Source organism: Pseudomonas arsenicoxydans, from assembly GCF_900103875.1.
GTDB classification, from domain to species: domain Bacteria; phylum Pseudomonadota; class Gammaproteobacteria; order Pseudomonadales; family Pseudomonadaceae; genus Aquipseudomonas; species Aquipseudomonas arsenicoxydans.
Map to the genome: position 1 here is coordinate 6,116,826 of NZ_LT629705.1, position 17,824 is coordinate 6,134,649.

Annotated in this window: 7 protein-coding genes; 1 reads left to right on the top strand and 6 read right to left on the bottom strand. The window is 54.5% G+C overall.

All coding sequences use genetic code 11. The features are described from left to right. Nucleotides 1-7: 7 nt before the first annotated feature. The 5 genes from BLQ41_RS30780 to BLQ41_RS28700 all read right to left on the bottom strand — a co-directional run bounded on the left by BLQ41_RS30780 (nucleotide 8) and on the right by BLQ41_RS28700 (nucleotide 16,445). Nucleotides 8-739: an Ig-like domain-containing protein gene (locus tag BLQ41_RS30780; RefSeq protein ID WP_197678907.1), complete on the bottom strand. Its 732-nt coding sequence runs from the start codon at nucleotides 737-739 to the stop codon at nucleotides 8-10. 37 nt (nucleotides 740-776) lie between these two features. After that, the gene (locus BLQ41_RS28685) at nucleotides 777-3,611 is read right to left on the bottom strand and encodes an Ig-like domain repeat protein (RefSeq protein WP_090187512.1); all 2,835 of its coding nucleotides are present in this window, start codon (nucleotides 3,609-3,611) and stop codon (nucleotides 777-779) included. Then, nucleotides 3,608-8,119 (bottom strand): Tc toxin subunit A-related protein, encoded by a 4,512-nt coding sequence (locus BLQ41_RS28690; RefSeq protein ID WP_090187515.1) that lies wholly within the window; start codon nucleotides 8,117-8,119, stop codon nucleotides 3,608-3,610. The genes BLQ41_RS28685 and BLQ41_RS28690 overlap by 4 nt, the downstream gene beginning before the upstream one ends. 79 nt (nucleotides 8,120-8,198) lie before the next feature. After that, nucleotides 8,199-12,854 carry a Tc toxin subunit A gene (locus BLQ41_RS28695; RefSeq protein WP_090187517.1) on the bottom strand — a complete coding sequence of 1,552 codons (4,656 nt, stop codon included), beginning with the start codon at nucleotides 12,852-12,854 and terminating at the stop codon, nucleotides 8,199-8,201. 216 nt (nucleotides 12,855-13,070) lie between these two features. After that, nucleotides 13,071-16,445: a hypothetical protein gene (locus BLQ41_RS28700; RefSeq protein ID WP_157695052.1), complete on the bottom strand. Its 3,375-nt coding sequence runs from the start codon at nucleotides 16,443-16,445 to the stop codon at nucleotides 13,071-13,073. A gap of 706 nt (nucleotides 16,446-17,151) precedes the next feature. Between BLQ41_RS28700 and BLQ41_RS31245 the strand changes: the two genes are divergently transcribed. Continuing rightward, nucleotides 17,152-17,352 carry a DUF6124 family protein gene (locus tag BLQ41_RS31245; RefSeq protein WP_408003526.1) on the top strand — a complete coding sequence of 67 codons (201 nt, stop codon included), beginning with the start codon at nucleotides 17,152-17,154 and terminating at the stop codon, nucleotides 17,350-17,352. A 109-nt stretch (nucleotides 17,353-17,461) separates the two neighbouring features. Here BLQ41_RS31245 and BLQ41_RS28710 read toward each other — a convergent pair whose 3' ends face one another. Beyond that, a complete protein-coding gene (locus BLQ41_RS28710) occupies nucleotides 17,462-17,821 on the bottom strand; it encodes a PilZ domain-containing protein (RefSeq protein WP_090188900.1) in 360 nt (119 codons plus the stop codon). Between the last annotated feature and the right edge of the window lie 3 nt (nucleotides 17,822-17,824).

Here is a 17,824-nt window from a genome sequence, read left to right on the forward strand (position 1 = left end):
CGCCCCTTCAACCAGGGACTTGCACCTCTATGTCGCTTTTGAGATTACTGTCAGGCGACGCGGAGCCCAAAGACATCCGATGGATCGGCGATAGATTGAGTAGGCGGGACGCCGCCAGCTGGAATCCAAAAGCACCTCCAGCGGTGCCGCGGCACTGCCAAGTCAAACCGCTTAGGAGCATTTTTCGTGAAACACCCAATGCAGGCTCCACCGTTAATCCCAGCTCACTGACCGAAATATCGCCTTTCTGTCCAAGACAGATGTCACGGCCGATCAAAGCGCTATCCACATTGGCGACCGATAACTTAAGGAAAAACGTCTGCCCGATCGGAGGAAACAGGGGCGGGCCGCCCCACCCTCTTGGCTCGCCGCCGTTCAGAAGTTCACTGTACGCATCGTCCCAGACACCTGCGGTAAGCACCACGAAATGAAAGGTATGGGAGGGAGCCGCATCGCCCTTGTTTTCGATATCCAGGATGGCGGTCACCGCAACCGGCCCTGGCTGTGTGGCGGTATAGAAAAAGCCCGCCTTGCCATGGCTGTCCGTCACCACCCGTGTGGGCGTTTCCCCAGCGTTAAAGATCACGGTTATATCGGAAGCAGCCAGTCGAGGGTCGGACGGGCCATCAAAAAAAACGATAAGTTCCAACCGGATGCTTTGACCTACCTCCAGATCACTACTTACCTCACGCCCCTCAATCACCATACCGCTGTGTGTCGAATCCATATCGTCCAGCATGATTAATCCCTCTTGGGCCAGCATTTGTTAAAGACGGTCAGTGATGTACAAATGCTGCGGACTGCAGCGGCAGTACCTTGATGTGGAATGTGTGTGTTTTATCGCCATCGAATGGGCTTGGCACTGTAGCAATCACCTCTGCATTGCCCGCTTCTGTGGCGGTGAAGTCAAAGTGTGCCCAACCGTTCGCGTCCGTTGGAACCACCTCTTGAGTGCCCCCATGCTCAAAGCTTACGGCGAGACTTTGCACGGCCACCTTGGTGTAATAGGACTTGACCTGGAGCTCCAAAGAGACGGTTTGGCCCACTTCAGGATCGAAACTGGCCTCACGAACTCCTTCAATACCGACTCGGTTATCCCCCAGAGACAAAAGCATCGGAGGATAAGTCAAGGCGACCTGAGGGAAATCCAGTGAGAGACCCAATTGTCCAGGCTTGGTGCTGAGAGAGGCATCCAGCGACCACTCACGGCCCGCCGACACCAGGTCTCGCCCTTCCCCTGCTGGTGGGGCCAGCGTCAAATCCAGCCCAATGCCTGTCGGATCATCCCACTTCGCGGCAACTAAAAGACTGGTCAACGGGCTGCGAGGCTTTGGAACAAACTTTAACCTGTGAAAAGCACCCACGCAGGGATAGACCATGTTTTTAGGATTCAACGTGTTCTCATCAAGGGTGAGTGTTCCCTCCCCCTCGAGCGACGGTGAAAGAAGCAGCCCAGGCACTACATAATCAGGGAGCTGATCATGACGCACGTGCAAATCAAAACGAGCGCTGATCGCGGAGGTTGAATAAACGTCCCAGACCATCCCTGCCTCAGGTAATACCTGCTCGCACTCCATCGGAGGGTCGACATGAATGTTGAGATCCTCCACCTCGCCAACCAGATTCAGGAACACTTTCTCGCCCACCAGCGTCTCGCCAATCGGTTTAATCCGCAGTTCTACCGGGTCTGCGCCGCGAATGCAGACCAGTCCGGTTTGTCCGGACGGCCTGCCATTCAAGGTCACAGTGGCCAATGCGTTCCAGGGATCTTCACCCAACACGGTGCCTGTGAAGCGATGACCGACCTCCTTTCTGTCGTAATGGCTATACGCTTTAACGTTGACTTCGAAAGGTCCTTCCATGACAGGCTTAAACGGGTATTCACACCAACCTTCCAACCCAGTGGGCAGTGTCTTTTTTCCCCGGTCATACAACCAATCGACCTCAATGTCCGACACACCACCCACACCGGGAACCGTCGACATGATCTGAATTTCCAGCAGAGTGGCTAGACCGTCCACCACAGGGAATCTCGAAGACTCCCTCGTACCCCCAACGGCCAGTTTGTTATGCGCCAGTTTCAGCACCTGGAAAGGCGAAGCCTCCAACAATTTCGAACAACTGACGCGGAACCTGAATTCGCTGTTTCTTCGATTCTCACACGACATGTTCCACGTTACGCCCGCCCCCTCAATGCCCTCCCACGTATCGCGCTTGGGGCTGAACTCCACACCTAGTTCTTCAGGCGCGTCGTCCCCCGACCAAAGCAGCATCAGGTCGGTACCGGCGAAGGCGTGATCACCCGGGAACGCCAGCGTCACCGTATGAGTGTCGCCACGGCAGGGATAGGCGTCCTGGCCTCCCCAGATAAACGGATTCAGTGAATCAAATGAAAGAATTGCGTCGAGCCACGGATCTTTCTGTAGGGCTAGAAACAAGAATGTATGCTTGGACTCTGCCCTTTGATAATAGCTGTCAACACGAGCAACGATTTCAATCACACCCGCTTTATCCGGGGTATAGGTATAGGTGCACTCACCATTTGAGTCCGAAAGCCCCTTGCACAACTCGATATCGTCTTCTTGATTGGAGCCCAAGAGGGTCCAGGTGACCTCACGATTAGCCATGGCTCTTCGTGTGTAATGGGACTCAACCCGCACACGCAACTCCACACTTTGATTGAGGTCGATCACAGGGAAGTAGGCAGCCTCCTGGAGCGCAACGATATCGAGTCGAAAATGCCCCGAGACAGCTTCCCGCGGGTAAGCGGCGGCGGTGTATTGGCTGTGTACCGACAGTTCGTGTGGGAACTCTGCATCTTCATCAATTCCGGCGCTGCCGATCTTCCACAGTCCATCAATGGATTGATCAACCCCCCACCGTGGCTCAGCCGTAACAATGCTCTGCGGATCTGTATCGACCCCCTCAATCTTCAACGAAACATCTGTTTCACGCCAAATACTATTGGCCACCGGTTGCAAGGTAACCTGATGGGCGTCGTGGTCTTGCGCGCCCAGGCACAAGCGCAGTTTTTCATTGGGCGGCAATACGATGCCATCGATGGTCACGCTATCGAGCTCCAAAGGCTCCAGCAAAAGCTCCAGGCGCACAAAGGCAACCCGCAGTCCGCGTAACATGCCAGGTCTTTCATTCTCCGGAGTGATGAATTCCAACGTGACGGTTGTTTCTTGAGAATCCAGCTCGATCATTTCCTCGAACGCTCTGAATTCCGGGGCTGTCTGTGGCTCGTCGGAATCGGGCTGCTGGATTGTTTCGATATTGAGCGAAGGTAAAAGCTCATACTCGACCTGTCCGCCGAGGCTGCGAACAATACGCACCGTACATTGTGCCCCTTCAATCGCCTCGTATAGGAAGAACAACTTATACTCAGCTTGTCCCGGCGTCGGGCGCGGGAGCCCGGCCAGCGTAATCGTTTGGCTGGCAGTACCTTCATTGACGGCGTGTAAAAACCCGATATTCTGCCCCTGCCACTGTCCTGTCTGTCGAGTGACCTTCAGCCTGTCATTAATGATCCAGCCGTCCAGGCCGGGGTTGATAAAACTGCCATTGACGACAAAGTTATAGTGAGCCTGAACATTCTCTTTTTTCATGGCTGAACCTTCCTTGCACGTGTTGCCCTGCCGGCCAATACATTTTTATTGGTGGGAGATTTAAGCGTATCTTCAACAAGTATGGCGAAATCCCCACCACCATCCCTGGCTTGATATTCCAACGTCAGAATGATGTCTGTCAGCGATTTCAAAGTCTGTTGTTGCGCAATTTCCCCAGGTCTGGGCAGCGTCAAGACATAGCTGGCATGGGCACCCGTCGCTTCGAAAGGCTCGTAACGGCCATCATCGACATTGTCGCTACCACCGTTATCGTGCAACCCACGGGACAGTGTTATTTGTTGATAAGGGCGCACGTTCTGTACTAATGAACCACCGTCCGGAGCGGGGGACGTTCTATTGCTGTGCAGGTATTCAACGGCTTTGATATCAGACTCAAGAATCGTCGCACTACTGGTCTGCACCAGAACTGCACAGATATTCTGATACGGCCCCAACAGGCCAGGAAAAGTCAAAGACAAGCGCTTGACCTGACGGCAGTAGTGACCCGGGTAATCCTGATTGAAGAGTTTTTCGTTGAGGTTGAATGGCAGCTTTCCGTCCGCAAGGAATCTATCCCACTCGTCCTTAGTCACCAGGTTTTTGAGTGAAATCGTCTTGACCAATTGCAACCTGCGCTCGTCACGCTTGATACGCGCCGTCGCCATCTTCAGCAAATCCAGTTTCAACGAGTAGCCGGCAGTGAACCCATGACAGGAATCCTTCCAGACATTGGGACGGATAAATCGGGCGCTGTAATCGGCCATTTCATACCGCCAACAGGTTTCAGCCGTCAGGCACTGGCCGACTGCCAGATCGTTAATCTGATAGATCAACGTCTTGATTTGTCCAACAACCCAATTGCTTAATTCCAGGCCGGTACTGCGATTTTTGTAAAACGCGTACACCTCTCTGGCCTGAGCATTGGCCATTTGCACCTGTTGCAAACTGGCACGCGCGGAGTCGATCGCATGTTTCTGGGCAGCCAGTTGCTCGCGCACGACCTTTACCTCACGCGTCGACTGATCGAGTGCAAACGCCCACTCCTCCTCCCTGCGCATATATTGCACATTGGTGTTGAGCTGGTCGGCTTCAAATCTCAGAGCGTCTGCGCTTATCTGGATGACATCACCCACCGCCTGCGGGACAGCGCCAAAACGCGCGCCACCATTGGCCGTCCCAAAGATTCTGGGGACAGCGTCCAGTCCAGAGCTCAGTGTCCGAAACACCCCCACGCCCGCGCCGAGAATGGCTGCCGTCCGGTATGTATTCTGAACGTTGCGTTCATCGCGCGAAATTCCCTCGGTCAACAGATTTTGATAATGCTGCGCTCTGGCATCGAGCATGCTCTCGCTTTGCCGCAACGACGCAGCCAAAGCCTCCTGCTGGGCAATCGTCGCCGTATAGATCGCCCTGGTATATTCATCAAGCTCGACCAGATGCCCATGCACCAACTCTTCCAGCTTCCCCTGATCGCGCTTTTCCAACCACGATTTGAGTTGTTCCTCTTGCTGTATCAGGAACTCGACGCACTGCAACGCAAGGTTGTAAACGGTTTGCCATTTATATGGCACCACCTGTACCTGCCCGCCCAGATTGCGCGATATGCCGGAGTTTGCATTGGCCTGTGCAAGCATCAGCTCCTTCGGATCCATGGTCGGGTTGAAAAGCGAGATGTTCAGAGGCTGACCATCAATCGATCGATTTTTACGCAGGTTGGTCAACCGCGATTTGAGCAACGCCCACAACGCTTTGGGCCTTGGGTTTATCCCGCGACGAAACGCGCTCGAACCCAGTAGACAGAAACGCGGCGTGCTTTTCATGCCAGTGGGCACCTGGGCAAGACTGATCTTGAAGTTTGCTTCGAAGGCCAGGAGCGGTTCACGTCCGCGAATCTTCGTCATCAACTCTTCTAGCGTCTCGGGTTTCCAGATACTGGCGGCTCGAGCATCCGACTCATCGCCCATCAGCGACAATGCCCTTCTGTAATTCAGCTTGGCGGCAACCATACTGTCGTAGTCAAGATGCCGATACAGAGCGTCACCTTCGCGAATCAGGTTCTCCACGTAACGCAGGAAGATTGCCATCCTGAAGTGTATCGGCGCGGAATAACCGATCGCGTCGGGGTCTGTCGGGCTGTCGTTTTCATACGAAGGATCAATGTCATTTTGAAGTGGCCGGCAACGCCAGTAGGCGGGTGCAGGAGTGACCGTGGGATCAGGATTTACAACAAGCCCGATCTCGCGTGCCAACGGGTTGAAGATGTACTCGAACCAGTCTTGCGCTTCACGGTGACGCCCTTCCGCCATCAAGCGTGAGCCCACCAGATCAGGCAGGTGAAAAAACAGCTCCCAGAAATATCGCCCGTTGCACCCGTCGAACGGACCATTTTCCTCGATCGTTCCGTCTGGCCGGTGAGACTCCTCGATATGCTGAGTCCCCCAGCCCAGCAACTCCCGCACCGAGATGGCGGCGCGACTAATCAATACTGCAGCGAAAAGTGTGTTCAACCGTACAAATTCCAGCGCCTGGCTCTGGTTGTTGAAACTCAGGAATTGCGCGCCCTTGAGGTCGGTTTTGTCGATGGAAGGCGTGATGTACAAACGAGGGTGTTCGTTCAGGGACACCTCGAAGTTATTGCGTCCATATGTTTCTGGGTCTGAGCTTTCCTCACCGAATGTAAATACGAGAGGGGAGTTGATGGGAAAATCAAAGTCCCTTCCAACGTCGCGGGTATAGGTGAGCCATGACGTTGAGAATGTGCCGTCCAGTAAGCCCTTCGAAGTCCAGTCCAGCGGGTCGTTCTGGTCTGGCTGTCGAGCCGACCATTTGAGCGAAAAATTGATAGAGGCGTACTGGATTCGTGGCACGACCTGATTCTGCTCGTTAAGGACTGCATCCCCCAGGCCGGTAACCGACAAACCGGCGCCAGCCCGAATTTCTTCATGGTTTTTTCCGAGCAGATACTCTAATGAATCCGGGGTCAGCACGGCGACAGCAGTTGCCACCCACATCCCGTCAGATGTTTCCTTGAAGGCGTCCGCGGCAAACTTATGGATCGTTACTTTGCCCTCCTTTCCAACGCGCTGTAGTTCATAAGGTTTCCCCGGTTCATCCTCCGCGGTGAGCGTGATTTTGAGCAGCTTTGCACCGGCCTCCACAATGTGGATATCAAAGGAGTTAGTGCCTTCCTGCGCCTTCCAGCTGATAAACAGACGTTCCAGAACACGGCCGGTTTCCTTCACGGCATCACAACGTCCCCGAACTCTGAGCACCTCATAGGGCTTGTTGCCCAGGCCGATTTCACGGGTATAAATGACGTCCAGCACTAAATGTGGGTTAAGTAGCCCCAGTTTCTCCGGAATGATATTGATAGTGACTTTCGAATAATCCTGGGGCACCACTTTTTGCTGCAGGCTCTGCGGGTTCCGGAAGCGCGCAAATGTCACTTCCAGCAAAGTCGCGGTCGCAGTGTCTTCATTCACTTCGCGGAACAAGGCATCGCGGATCTCATGAATCTCTATCTCATGGTACGAAGGTGCTGTGTCGAGGGAATGGCGGTTGGTATAGCAAACAGCCAACAGATCATCGCGCGGGTCACCGTCGCCAAGCGACACGACCGTCAACCGGCCATTGGAAACATCGAACTCACAGTTGCGCTGATGCAATGATAGTGGGGCTGACCACCGACCGTTCAGGGAACAGAAGGAAGCTTTGAGCTCAAGCTTCCAAGGGCTCTGCACAACGCCGTTCGAATCGATTGCCCGCTCGCGCCATTCACACCAGACAATGGTGGGGCGCCCCCCCCAATAAACAGCGCGGATATCGATCACCTTGTCGGTGATGGCCAAATCAATCTTTTTCCATTCGCCCCAGGCTATGGGATTGATCCTTTCACTGGCATTGTCCAGTTCAACCTTCACCGTGCGCCAATAGTAGGCACGCGCCGATGTTCGCTCCTGGCCGATCAGACAGTAGTCCGCGTCCTGTATATCCGAGCCATTGATGTAGCCGCTTTTCACGTCAAGATCAAAGATGCCCTGGAGGGCCTGGACATACTCCATCAAGCCTTCCTGCACCGAGTCGGTGGTCAGGCGCATCTGCTGCAGACTGTTTTCAAGCTTCCGGAACAGCTCCGTTTTATTCAGGCGAAGTGAAGGCTCAATGTAATTGGCCGCCATGTCTTGAAGGATAACGTTCGCGGACCACGTGCTGTAGTGACTCAGTATCTGGTACCAGTAATCGAGGTCGTCTTCTTCAAAATAGGCTTCTTCGTAGCCCGGCTCCATGCCGCTGTAAACCGACTGGATATGTTGCTGCAGACACCGCACATTCGTGGAAAGCCAGGTCGCCTGCAATTCAGGGCTGTCCTGGGTATCCATCATCAAGTACTCATACAGGTCATCCAGGGTGTACAGGGTGACCGGAGCTTCCCACAGCTTCTGCCCCAGATACGCTTCAGCCATCGCTGCGGTGTAACGTTGTGTCAGTTCATTGATTTCGAGTTCCATTGGTGTTCTTCCTGTCGCTGCGTGATGACCCAAGCTGCCAAATCCTGTGTGGGCAGCTGACGACCAGACAATCAATCCGTCATGACCGCGGTGGCCGTCGAGTGGGGAGGCGCTTGAGCAACTCGCCCTTGAACACAAGGGCCCGGGTCAGCCGGTCGCAGACCAGGCTCAATTCGAACCGGCCGTTTCTGATGTCACCGGTGGAAAAACTCAAGATGTAGGGCTTGCCTTCTTCGAAGGTGAAGCGCGTGGCCAGAGGGGGATTGAAAACCATCCCCAGCGCCTGGGTGCTATAGTCAGAGCCCCAGCCCACAGCGGCCTTGCTGTCCACCAATTCGGTTTCGACGGGCGTTATTTCCAGGCTGTAGCGGCGATTTCTGAGCAAGGTGAGCTTGTCTTTAGCGGGGTCAAACGGTTTCCGTTCGCCTTCGGATTCCAAAACAATTTTCCAGCCGATGGCGGGAATGGCCTTCACTGTGAAGGTCCTGGTCTGACGCTGATCATGTTCCAACCGAGCAGTTATCTTGAACTCGCCAGCGCTCTTCGCCCTGAAGGGATACACCGACCGTCCTTGGGCATCCGTCAGGATAGGCGCAATGCCTTCAGTTGACGGCTCGCATTCCCACATGACCGAGCACATGGGCACCGGCGTTGAAACCTCTGGCGGTCTTCCCGTCACATCCACCCAGAAATAAGTCGCCATCGGGTCGTCAACAACCGGATACTTGAAGTCGCTCGAAAAGTTGCGAATAACTACATAGCTCGCAACCCGCACCACCAGCTGTTCCACCGGCTGTTTCTCTGACGGATCGCCGCTCAGCGTCGCGAAGAACGTCAGATCCCCGTCTTCCGAAGGGGTTACAGTAAAAATTGAAAAACCGTCTTGATCGGTGGGTTGATTGGTCTTATCCGGTTGGTCACTCGTCCACCATCGCACCGACTCTCCTACGGCAGGGCTGTCATCAAGTTTGACCACCTTGCAGCGCACTTCCAGTAGGTGACCGACCATGGCCACGGTAATGGCCTCGGGCTCGATAATTCGCGGTCTGTCGAGATATTTGATGCTGCCGTTGAAATCCATGCTGGCGCCACTTTCTACATCCCGAACGGAAATTATGGCGTCGCCCGGGCTCAGGCTGGAAATCCGCACGGGGGTCATTCCTTGTTCGTCCGTAAATGTTACGGTTGGCCGGATTTCCCCAAGGGTCGTGGACCATGCAACCTCTCGGTGCATACCACTGTTTCCATAACGATCGCGTAGTACAGCCCAAAGCGTTTGCACCGACAGGTGACCTGCAAGCACCGGGTGTTCAGGCAGCAGCGATGCCAGCTCTGAAGGGAAAGACAGGGTCGCTTCGTCGCAGTCAATCCGCACAGAGGGAGCGTAAGTCGGCTCGTGCAGTGGCAGAAAGTATGAAACATGAGCAGTGCCAGTCGTCCTGCCCGCCTGCAATAGCGCCGTGGTCCACCCCTGATTATCTGTGGTGGTTTCGGGTGTAAGCATGGCCCCCAGGTCTGTCATCCAGTGAACAACGACCCCCTTGAGTGGCTCACCGTAAAAGTCCAGCAGCTTGAGTCTGAACTCTGCGACTTCCTGTGACACGTTCGCGATCAATTTTTCGTTGTCAACCACACAATGGGTGGTGATGCTCTGACCCACTTCAGCCGAATCTGGCGGGGTGGTCAGGGTGGTGAATCGGGCCAGGCTTTCCAGAGCGTTTTGTGCGGCGCTGGCATAGACCGGTTCCTGATCCAAAGGGTCCAGCTTGCCTAAACCAAACGCGGCGGTAGCATCCATCCCCTTCCTGGCGAGTTCCAGGGTTCGGCTCAACAAATCAAGGTGCGCCAGCGTGCACAAAATCGGCCTGCCTGGACGGTCACTGCCCTCGGTTTCCTCGCTGATGTGCTCTGCGCAGGTCAGAACGTGCTTGATCCCGCAGCCAAAATAAGCGGCCAGCTTGCTGGCAGCGGCATCACGAATCAGCTGCAACGCGTCAGGACTCAAGTCGTCGGGCAACAGGTTGACCTGACGCAGATAGTCGAGCATTTTTTCTTCGGGCTGTTGGGCCTGGGTGATCATTCGACGGTAAAACGCCAGGTAGTACACCGACTGGATCGAAATCTCGTAAGGGCTCTCGAGACTGAACCATTGGTACTGTTCACCCGTCAGGAGTGTCTGCAGCAGTTGTGGCGTCAAGTCCAGCTTGTCGGCAATCCGCCCGCGTCGCTCCAGCTCCGCCAGCATGTTCAAGAACTCGTCAGGTTCATTGAGCTCCTGACGTACCAGCGACAGATGATCGGATGACAATGGCATGGCCTTGGCCAGAAAATCATATGGATGCCCCTGAGCCCAGGACAGCACCTGCGCTGCCAGCAATGAATCCATTTTCAGGTAAACCGAAAGGCCTTGCTCCACCACCACTCGTTGTTCGTCCCGGCATCGAAGTACGATCGCGCTGATGATGTTATGCAGGCGCTTGTGCTCAGGGTCATCTGCGTCTTTCCCAAGCACCACGGACACGACCTCCCCGATTTCTTTACCGGCATACTCCAGGTATTGCGCTTCGGTCTGATCGTGACGCCCGATCACCAGCCCGTGGTCGTCCACCAGGTTTTTCAAGCGTGGGATCCAGATGATGAGCTCTTCATGGACGTCACGCAGCGGTGCACCTTCCTCCAGCAGCGTGGCTTGCAATACCAGCACCGGCAGGACCTGGCTGCGCAATGTGCGCAAAAAATACTCCTGTGCCTCGGACCAGACGGTTGGAACATAGACCGGGTTCACATTTTCCACTAACCACAGGATCGGCACCTTGTATTCTTGCAACCAGGCCGCACACGTCATCAACGCATGTATTGCACTCAAGGCATCCGCGCCATCACCCGCCCCCTGACTGGACACCGCAGGTTCTCCGGCCAGTTGCGCTACCAGCCCTTCACCATTGCTGAGCGTCTGGAGCAACGCCGTCGCTTCAATGGCTGTCAGCTTGAACAACCGTGCCAGCCAGACCAACCGCCAGAAACTGGAAAAAATCGCCAGACTTCGTTTCAAATGGGTCGTGAGCCCATAGGCCCTGGCAATGACTGTCGCCAGGAAGCGGTAGGTCTCGAAGTTAATCTCAAGGGCACCGCAAATCTGATGAACCGTCATGTCGTCGGCCTTGGTCGACGGCACAATCGCAAACTCCTTGTCATCGATGCGCAGTGGTTCCTCATACGTGGCGGTCCGGTTGTAAACGCGATCAAAGTGCGACAGTTGGCCGTCTCGACCGTATACCGACAGTACGTTAAGGAGCGCTGCAAACTGTTCGGCCAGGCAGCCATGCGTGCGGTTCAACATTTTGAACAGCCCCAGGCATCGCAAGGTATTCGTCCTGATCCACAGTGAGTCCTCTCCGGTTCCACGGCGTTCGGCCTGATTCGCGGCATCAAGCAACTCGTCGACCCCATCGCTTGATGATTGCAGCGCGCGGTCCAGACGACACTTGCGGTTGATGCGATCAAAGCGCGATTCCAGCGACCGGAAAGGGGGCTCCCCCACATGGTGCAAGCGGATCTCGTTTGCCACGCCGCTTCTGATCAACTCGATGGCCGGCCCTTCCCCTCCATGGATATACCGGGCACCTGACAAGACGCCTGTCACAGGAATATCCGGGTTACCCATGGCTGGCGCGTTGGCAGAGAGCGTAGGGGTAAAGGCGCCGAGTCCCAGTAAAGATTCCACCCCTCGTTGGTCAAGGCGCGTTACATGAGCGAAGATCCAAAGCATCCGCAGACTGGACGCCCCCACCGCCAAGGGACCGAAATTATCTCTATAGAAATCGTCGGCGGATTTTTTTGGGTCCGGATCAACCAAACGGGTCAGCGGATCCACCCTGCGCAGTCCGGCCTTGGCCTGATCGGCAGTCAACTCATACGGTGACTCCAGAAGCAAAGACAATAGAAGCGGCCCAAGCCCGATGCTCAATTGCAAGGCAACGTTAGCGCGATCCCCCACGGCACCCGGATTCTTGAAATAAGGATAACTGGGATCCACCAGGCGGATCACATCTCCCAATACCCCGTCCTTCAGGACGGATTGAGCAACATGGCAGATACCTGCCCAATCATGGTCGAAGGGCAGGCTATTTTGATACCGGATGGTGCGAAGGTAGGCCTTTACATCCGTGATATTGAGTCTGGCCTTAATCTGCGCTTCGAGCACCGTGTTAACAATCGCCAGCCTCGACTGCTGCTGGTTGACTGCCACGTTGTCAAGCAACAGTTTGTGCACGTCCGGGCGACGCTCCTGCAGCGGTATAGCGTTATTGCCTCGCGGTTCTATCTTGTCCCGCACCCACTCCGCCAGATACACCAGGTAAGCGGTGGTAGACGCTCGGTTGTCCATGCCGTCCACTGGGGCGCTACCGTCGATATCCGGCTTGAACAGTTTGTTAAACGTGGGCAATGGGACCAATGCTTTTTCATCGCCTGTCGGTGGAGCTGTGCGCAATTTCTGCTCGCGATAAACCCTGGCCATGTATGACGCCAACGCCCTGCCTCGTGCCAGCAAGGATTTGGCTTCTATCGGGCTCAAGCCCAGCGCCTGCAATTCATCAGGCCGCAATTTGATCAATTCAAACACACTGGGATGTTGCTCGATGTGTGTATACAAACGAGTGAACACGCCAATACCTTGCTCGCCCAGCACCGTCTTGACCAACTGATGAATCGGGAGATTGTCGGATGCAGTCATTGCGCTATTTCCTTAGCAGACAAAACGAATGCTGAGCACGGCCAGCGAGTTTGCCCTGGTGATCGTCAAGAGGATTTAGCGCTGCCTGCCCGGGAATATCTACTGTCATATCTGACAGGTTTAACGACCGCCTGTCGGAACCAAAACAGCTGGATACGTCGGATGGACAAAAAAAAGGCCCTCGCAAGAGGGCCAGGGTTTTAATACATCTTCGCTTCACCCGACATCGATCACCCTGAATACGCGAGCCAGGATCCAGTGGGCTTTCAGCTCATTCTTTTTGCCGTCCCCAGTAAGCGAAATTTTCCTCACGGGAAGTCCTTTGAGGACAATCAGCCACCTCCCGTGCGCATCGGTAACGCCTGTTCCGTAGTCGACGGAGACCTGATTCGCATCGACCAACCTGACCACCGTGCCTGGCAAAGCCCTGCCTTCTATCACCCCATAAGGCGAAATATGCGCGTTGTGATTCGGACTCACGATGATTGGTACGTGCAGTTTTTCGGCAACGGCGAACGTCACCGTGTTTGAAAGGGCCGAGCGTTGACCGTCCCTGTGCTGGTCAGCCACGATCTCGTGCTGTCCCACCGTCATCACCACCTCGCTGCGAACTCGCCATTTGCCTCGTGCATCCACTATCGTTTTGGCGAGAACATCCGTCTTGTTATATATACGTATTACTACTTCCGCCCCGGCCATGCCGGTACCAGAAAACTCTGGTTGTTGTTCGTGAGACTCCAATGAATCGTTTTGCGGCGCCTGGATGATCGCAGCCCCAAAGCCGTCGGGAACCTGGATCACATTGAACTTGCGATCGGGCATTAACCACGTGGATGTCACACCATCGCGGGTTTGCCACACCGAACACTCGTAGTTATCCGCAACTGGCAACTCAATCTGCGAGCGCATTTCCCATGCGCCATTGCGCTCGACCTTTGCAGTACCCAATACAGTGTTACTGTCACCCTTCTTGACAATGGTTACCTCTGATCCCGGCACGCCAGTCCCTTTGAACATCGGCCATCGGCCGACGTCTTGCCCGTGGAGCGGGAAGGACACTGTCGGCGCTTCAAAGTCGGCGGGCATTCGCTCCACCATAAAGCGCCCGCTTTCGCCCCACTCGGAAAGAATACCGTTCAGGGTTTGACGCATGACCACCCACACGGCGCCTTCAACGAGATCCTTGTTTCCCCACACGGACCATCGTCCATTCTCATCAGCCACCGTTGGTTCGGTGAGCAGGGTATCGGAGTTAAACCATAAGGCCACGGTGATAGTCGCGCCGGGCTCTGCCAACCCACTGTACAGCGGCCTGACCCCGGTCCAGTCGCCCGGCTGAGGCTCGACGATTTTCGGAGCGGGTGTCAGCTTGGTGAACGGAATAGTGTCTGTATAGGCGGAATCCAGCCCCGCACCGGCTCGCGCCATCACCGCAACACGCAGGTCAGTGGCCATGGTCTGCTCGATGGTGGTCGACCAGGTTTTATCAGCCAGTACTGTCGTGCTACCCAGGATGGCGCGAGGATCGCGGCTTTCAATAACTATTTCATCATCCTCGTAACCGAACCCGGATATCGTAAGCCGCGTGCCTACCTTCTCGGCCCTTAACGGCGTATCGATCTTCGGCGCAGCAGGCACTACGATAACGGGATGGTCGGCCTTGGTACTCAGGGTACCGTCATAGCGAACAGCAACTTCGAGGTCAGTGTGGCCTGCGGGCAGTGTAACTATGTGCCTCCATGTATTGTCCCTTCCCACCACAATGTCTTTAATAAACGGTTGGAGTTGCCCCTTTACATACAACTCGACGGTGGAACGATACACTGCTTTTCCAGAAAACTCAGACACACGCTCCGTTTTCCCGTTGGGGGCTGGCTGGAGTATGGTGGGGGGTTTTAATTGAATATCCACCGTTACTACTTCAGTTGCATCGGACACATTAGGGCTGTTTTCTTTTTCGAACATAAGGGCATAAAACTTTAACTCACCCAAGGGTTGTTCAGCCAACTCCACTGACCAATCGCCATTCTGGCCCACAGGCCCTTTCCCCAGGTCTCTATGATTTACCGCCGAACGAATAATCAGCCAGCACCCCTTATAACCTCGGCCATTAATCGTTGGGACGGGGTCCAATTTATCGCCGTCGGACATACTGATCTTCGGCACCGGAGTTTTTACCGTAAACGTTCTCGTGAGCGCCTGGGATGTCTGCCCTCCAAAGTGCGCTGTTACCGCCATAGTGTGAGTACCTGGAGGCAGTTCTTCAGCAGTTACATCGAATATTCCTTCGGCACTAGCGGTAGCCGTGAAGGGCTCTATCCCTGGAATGGAAAAAGTGACTACGGAACCTTTGTAGGCGCTGCCCTTTAGTTGCGGAGTCTGCCCGACGATAGCACCTACCCCAGGCTTTTCCAGGCCCGGAACCGCAGAGGGCACAATCACCTGCGGGATGGCAACGGGGTCGGAAAATTGAGATTTTACCCATTGCCGGGCGTTCAAGTTGCTATAGGTACCGGGGGCCAGACTTACAAGCTTCGTCCAGGCAAGCGAAGGAGACACATCGGCTTTCACTATCACGTCCGCTGGCGTTATTCCATTACCATTAAAAATGACCACTTGAACTACGGCATTGCCCCACTGACGACCTAATCCAGAAAAAGTTACACCCTGAGTGCTGACAGCGGGAGTAGCGACGGTCGGTTTGGGGGTGGGGACAATGACCTCGACTAAAGAAGTCCAACCGTTGCTGTAAATACGCGTGTTTTCTCCATTGTCGACGCTTTGTCTGCAGGAGAATGCGTATTTGGTTGGGGCTAAAGTGGCCGGAATTGCAATGTTCCACTCACCGCTCGTGACCGGTGCAGAGAGGTAGTTCGCGTCGACGTTGTGAATATTAATGTGAATTTGAACGCCGGAGCCGTTATATCCGGTACCGTGCAGGATTATAAAATCGCCTTCACGCCTGGATTGAAGGGGACCAGGCATGGGCGGCCGAACATGAACGACACGCAATGGTGCACGTAGGGATGTCACCTCATTGTGCACCTGTTCCGCCGTAAGAGTGTGTTTACCAGGAAGCAATTGCACAACTATAGACCAACGTCCATTTTTAACCCAATTACCGGTAATCCTCTCCGTTGCCCCATGGAAATATAAATCTACGGAATGTCCATCAATATCTGTATGCCCCGTCCCCTCGATGAGAGCATTCATCTCTACTTCTAAAGGAATTGTATCGATAATGGGCGGAGCCAGTAGAACTACGTTCAATGTCGTCCATGCAGCATCGATTGACTCGATGTGCCGTGCATTGAGGGTTATCGAACCTCCGACAGGGAAATGAGCCGCGGCATCAAACTTAATTTCCCAGCGGCCGCTGTCATCCGCAAAAGCCGTTCCTAGCTCACGATCTTTACTAGCATTCGCGAGCTGAATTTTTCGACGTGCTGCTCCGAAATTGCCACTGACTTTCAATTCCGCACTGAGTCTTATCACGGCTTCATTAGCGGGCACCAGAATTTTTGGATAGGTAAGGTAGGTAATTGTCTTTCCTAAAGCGTACCGCTGCTTATAACCTGAGACATGTTGCATAACGGTGATGACATACGTCCCAGGGTGCACACTCGAATACAAAGGTAGCGACCATCTACTATTAGTAGGTGTTACTTCTGGGGATATTTGACTACCCTCATGCACCCAAACACTCACCGAAGTTGAATCACCACCCGACCCCGTAATGGCGTTTGTATACACTAACTGGGGGTCAATTTTAGGAAGGGGACTAATCACACAATTAAAGTTATGCCAATCTGAGTCCTGATTATTATACCTTAACCTATGGAAGAGCTGTACGAGACCTGTCCCGCTAGAATTAGTGAGTTTAGAAGGGTGCCATACCCACGCTGGCGTAAACTCCTTATCCCGCAACGATTCCATGACGCCACCCACATAGACGTACATGGAAACATCATGGTGGCCCATCGCACCCACATAGTATTGGAACGTGTGACCGGGATCCACGATGCTCCTGTATTCTATATTTCTAATACTTAGCGGTTCAATCGCAGCGACCTCCGGGTTAGCAAGGTCGGTTGACGACAACGGCCCTCCCTCATTGCGCTCTTCAATACCGCTACGCCCAGCCTCACTTGCCTTGCTTTCGTCCTCAGACATGGTCCGCTCCGTCGCCGCTCGATGTGGAAAACTCCTAGGTTTCCTTTTTACGTCGCGTATTGGGATGCTGCCTACCTGTAAAATCTGACAGTTCCGACGAGCGGCGTGTGGATCTCTTGCCGTTATCCCAGATGCCAACCCCGAAGCATTGACTATCGAGATCTACGAGAACTTTTCGACGGTCAGTATCCTTCTGCTCGACATGGCGGAAGCCTGGACGACAAGCCACGGCACCTGGCGATGGGTGATTTATCGGATGAGTGAGTTGGGGTTGATGCGGGTGGAGCGGTCGCTGGATAACGAGAAGGCGATCAAGGTGAGGTAAGGCGCAGATCAAAAGATCGCAGCCTCGTTGCACTCGACAGCTCCTACAGGATGTATGCGATATCCCAGTAGGAGCTGTCGAGTGCAACGAGGCTGCGATCTTTTGCTTGTCAGGCCGAAGCAGGCAACGACTGAAAGCTGAAATACTGCGTCAACGCCTGAATTAACTGCTCATACTCCGGCGGTGCCCGTTGCAGGCTGAACCCGGCGTCGTAGTGGTGCGGCGTGGCGTCTTCATGGCACCACAGACAACACGCCGTCAGGTCGATGATCTGTTGGCAGCCGTTGCTCGCGGGGATTTTTAATCGCAGGTCAAAGTCGACGCCCACCATCATCGGCAACTGGCTGATGAGCATCAGTCCGTCTGCGGACACGTTGCCCAGAAAGCCGATGGGTTTGTCGGTGACACTGTTGAACACTCTCAGAAAATACGGCAGTTGATGCCGCTCGATCCGGCGGTCGGTGAACATGCG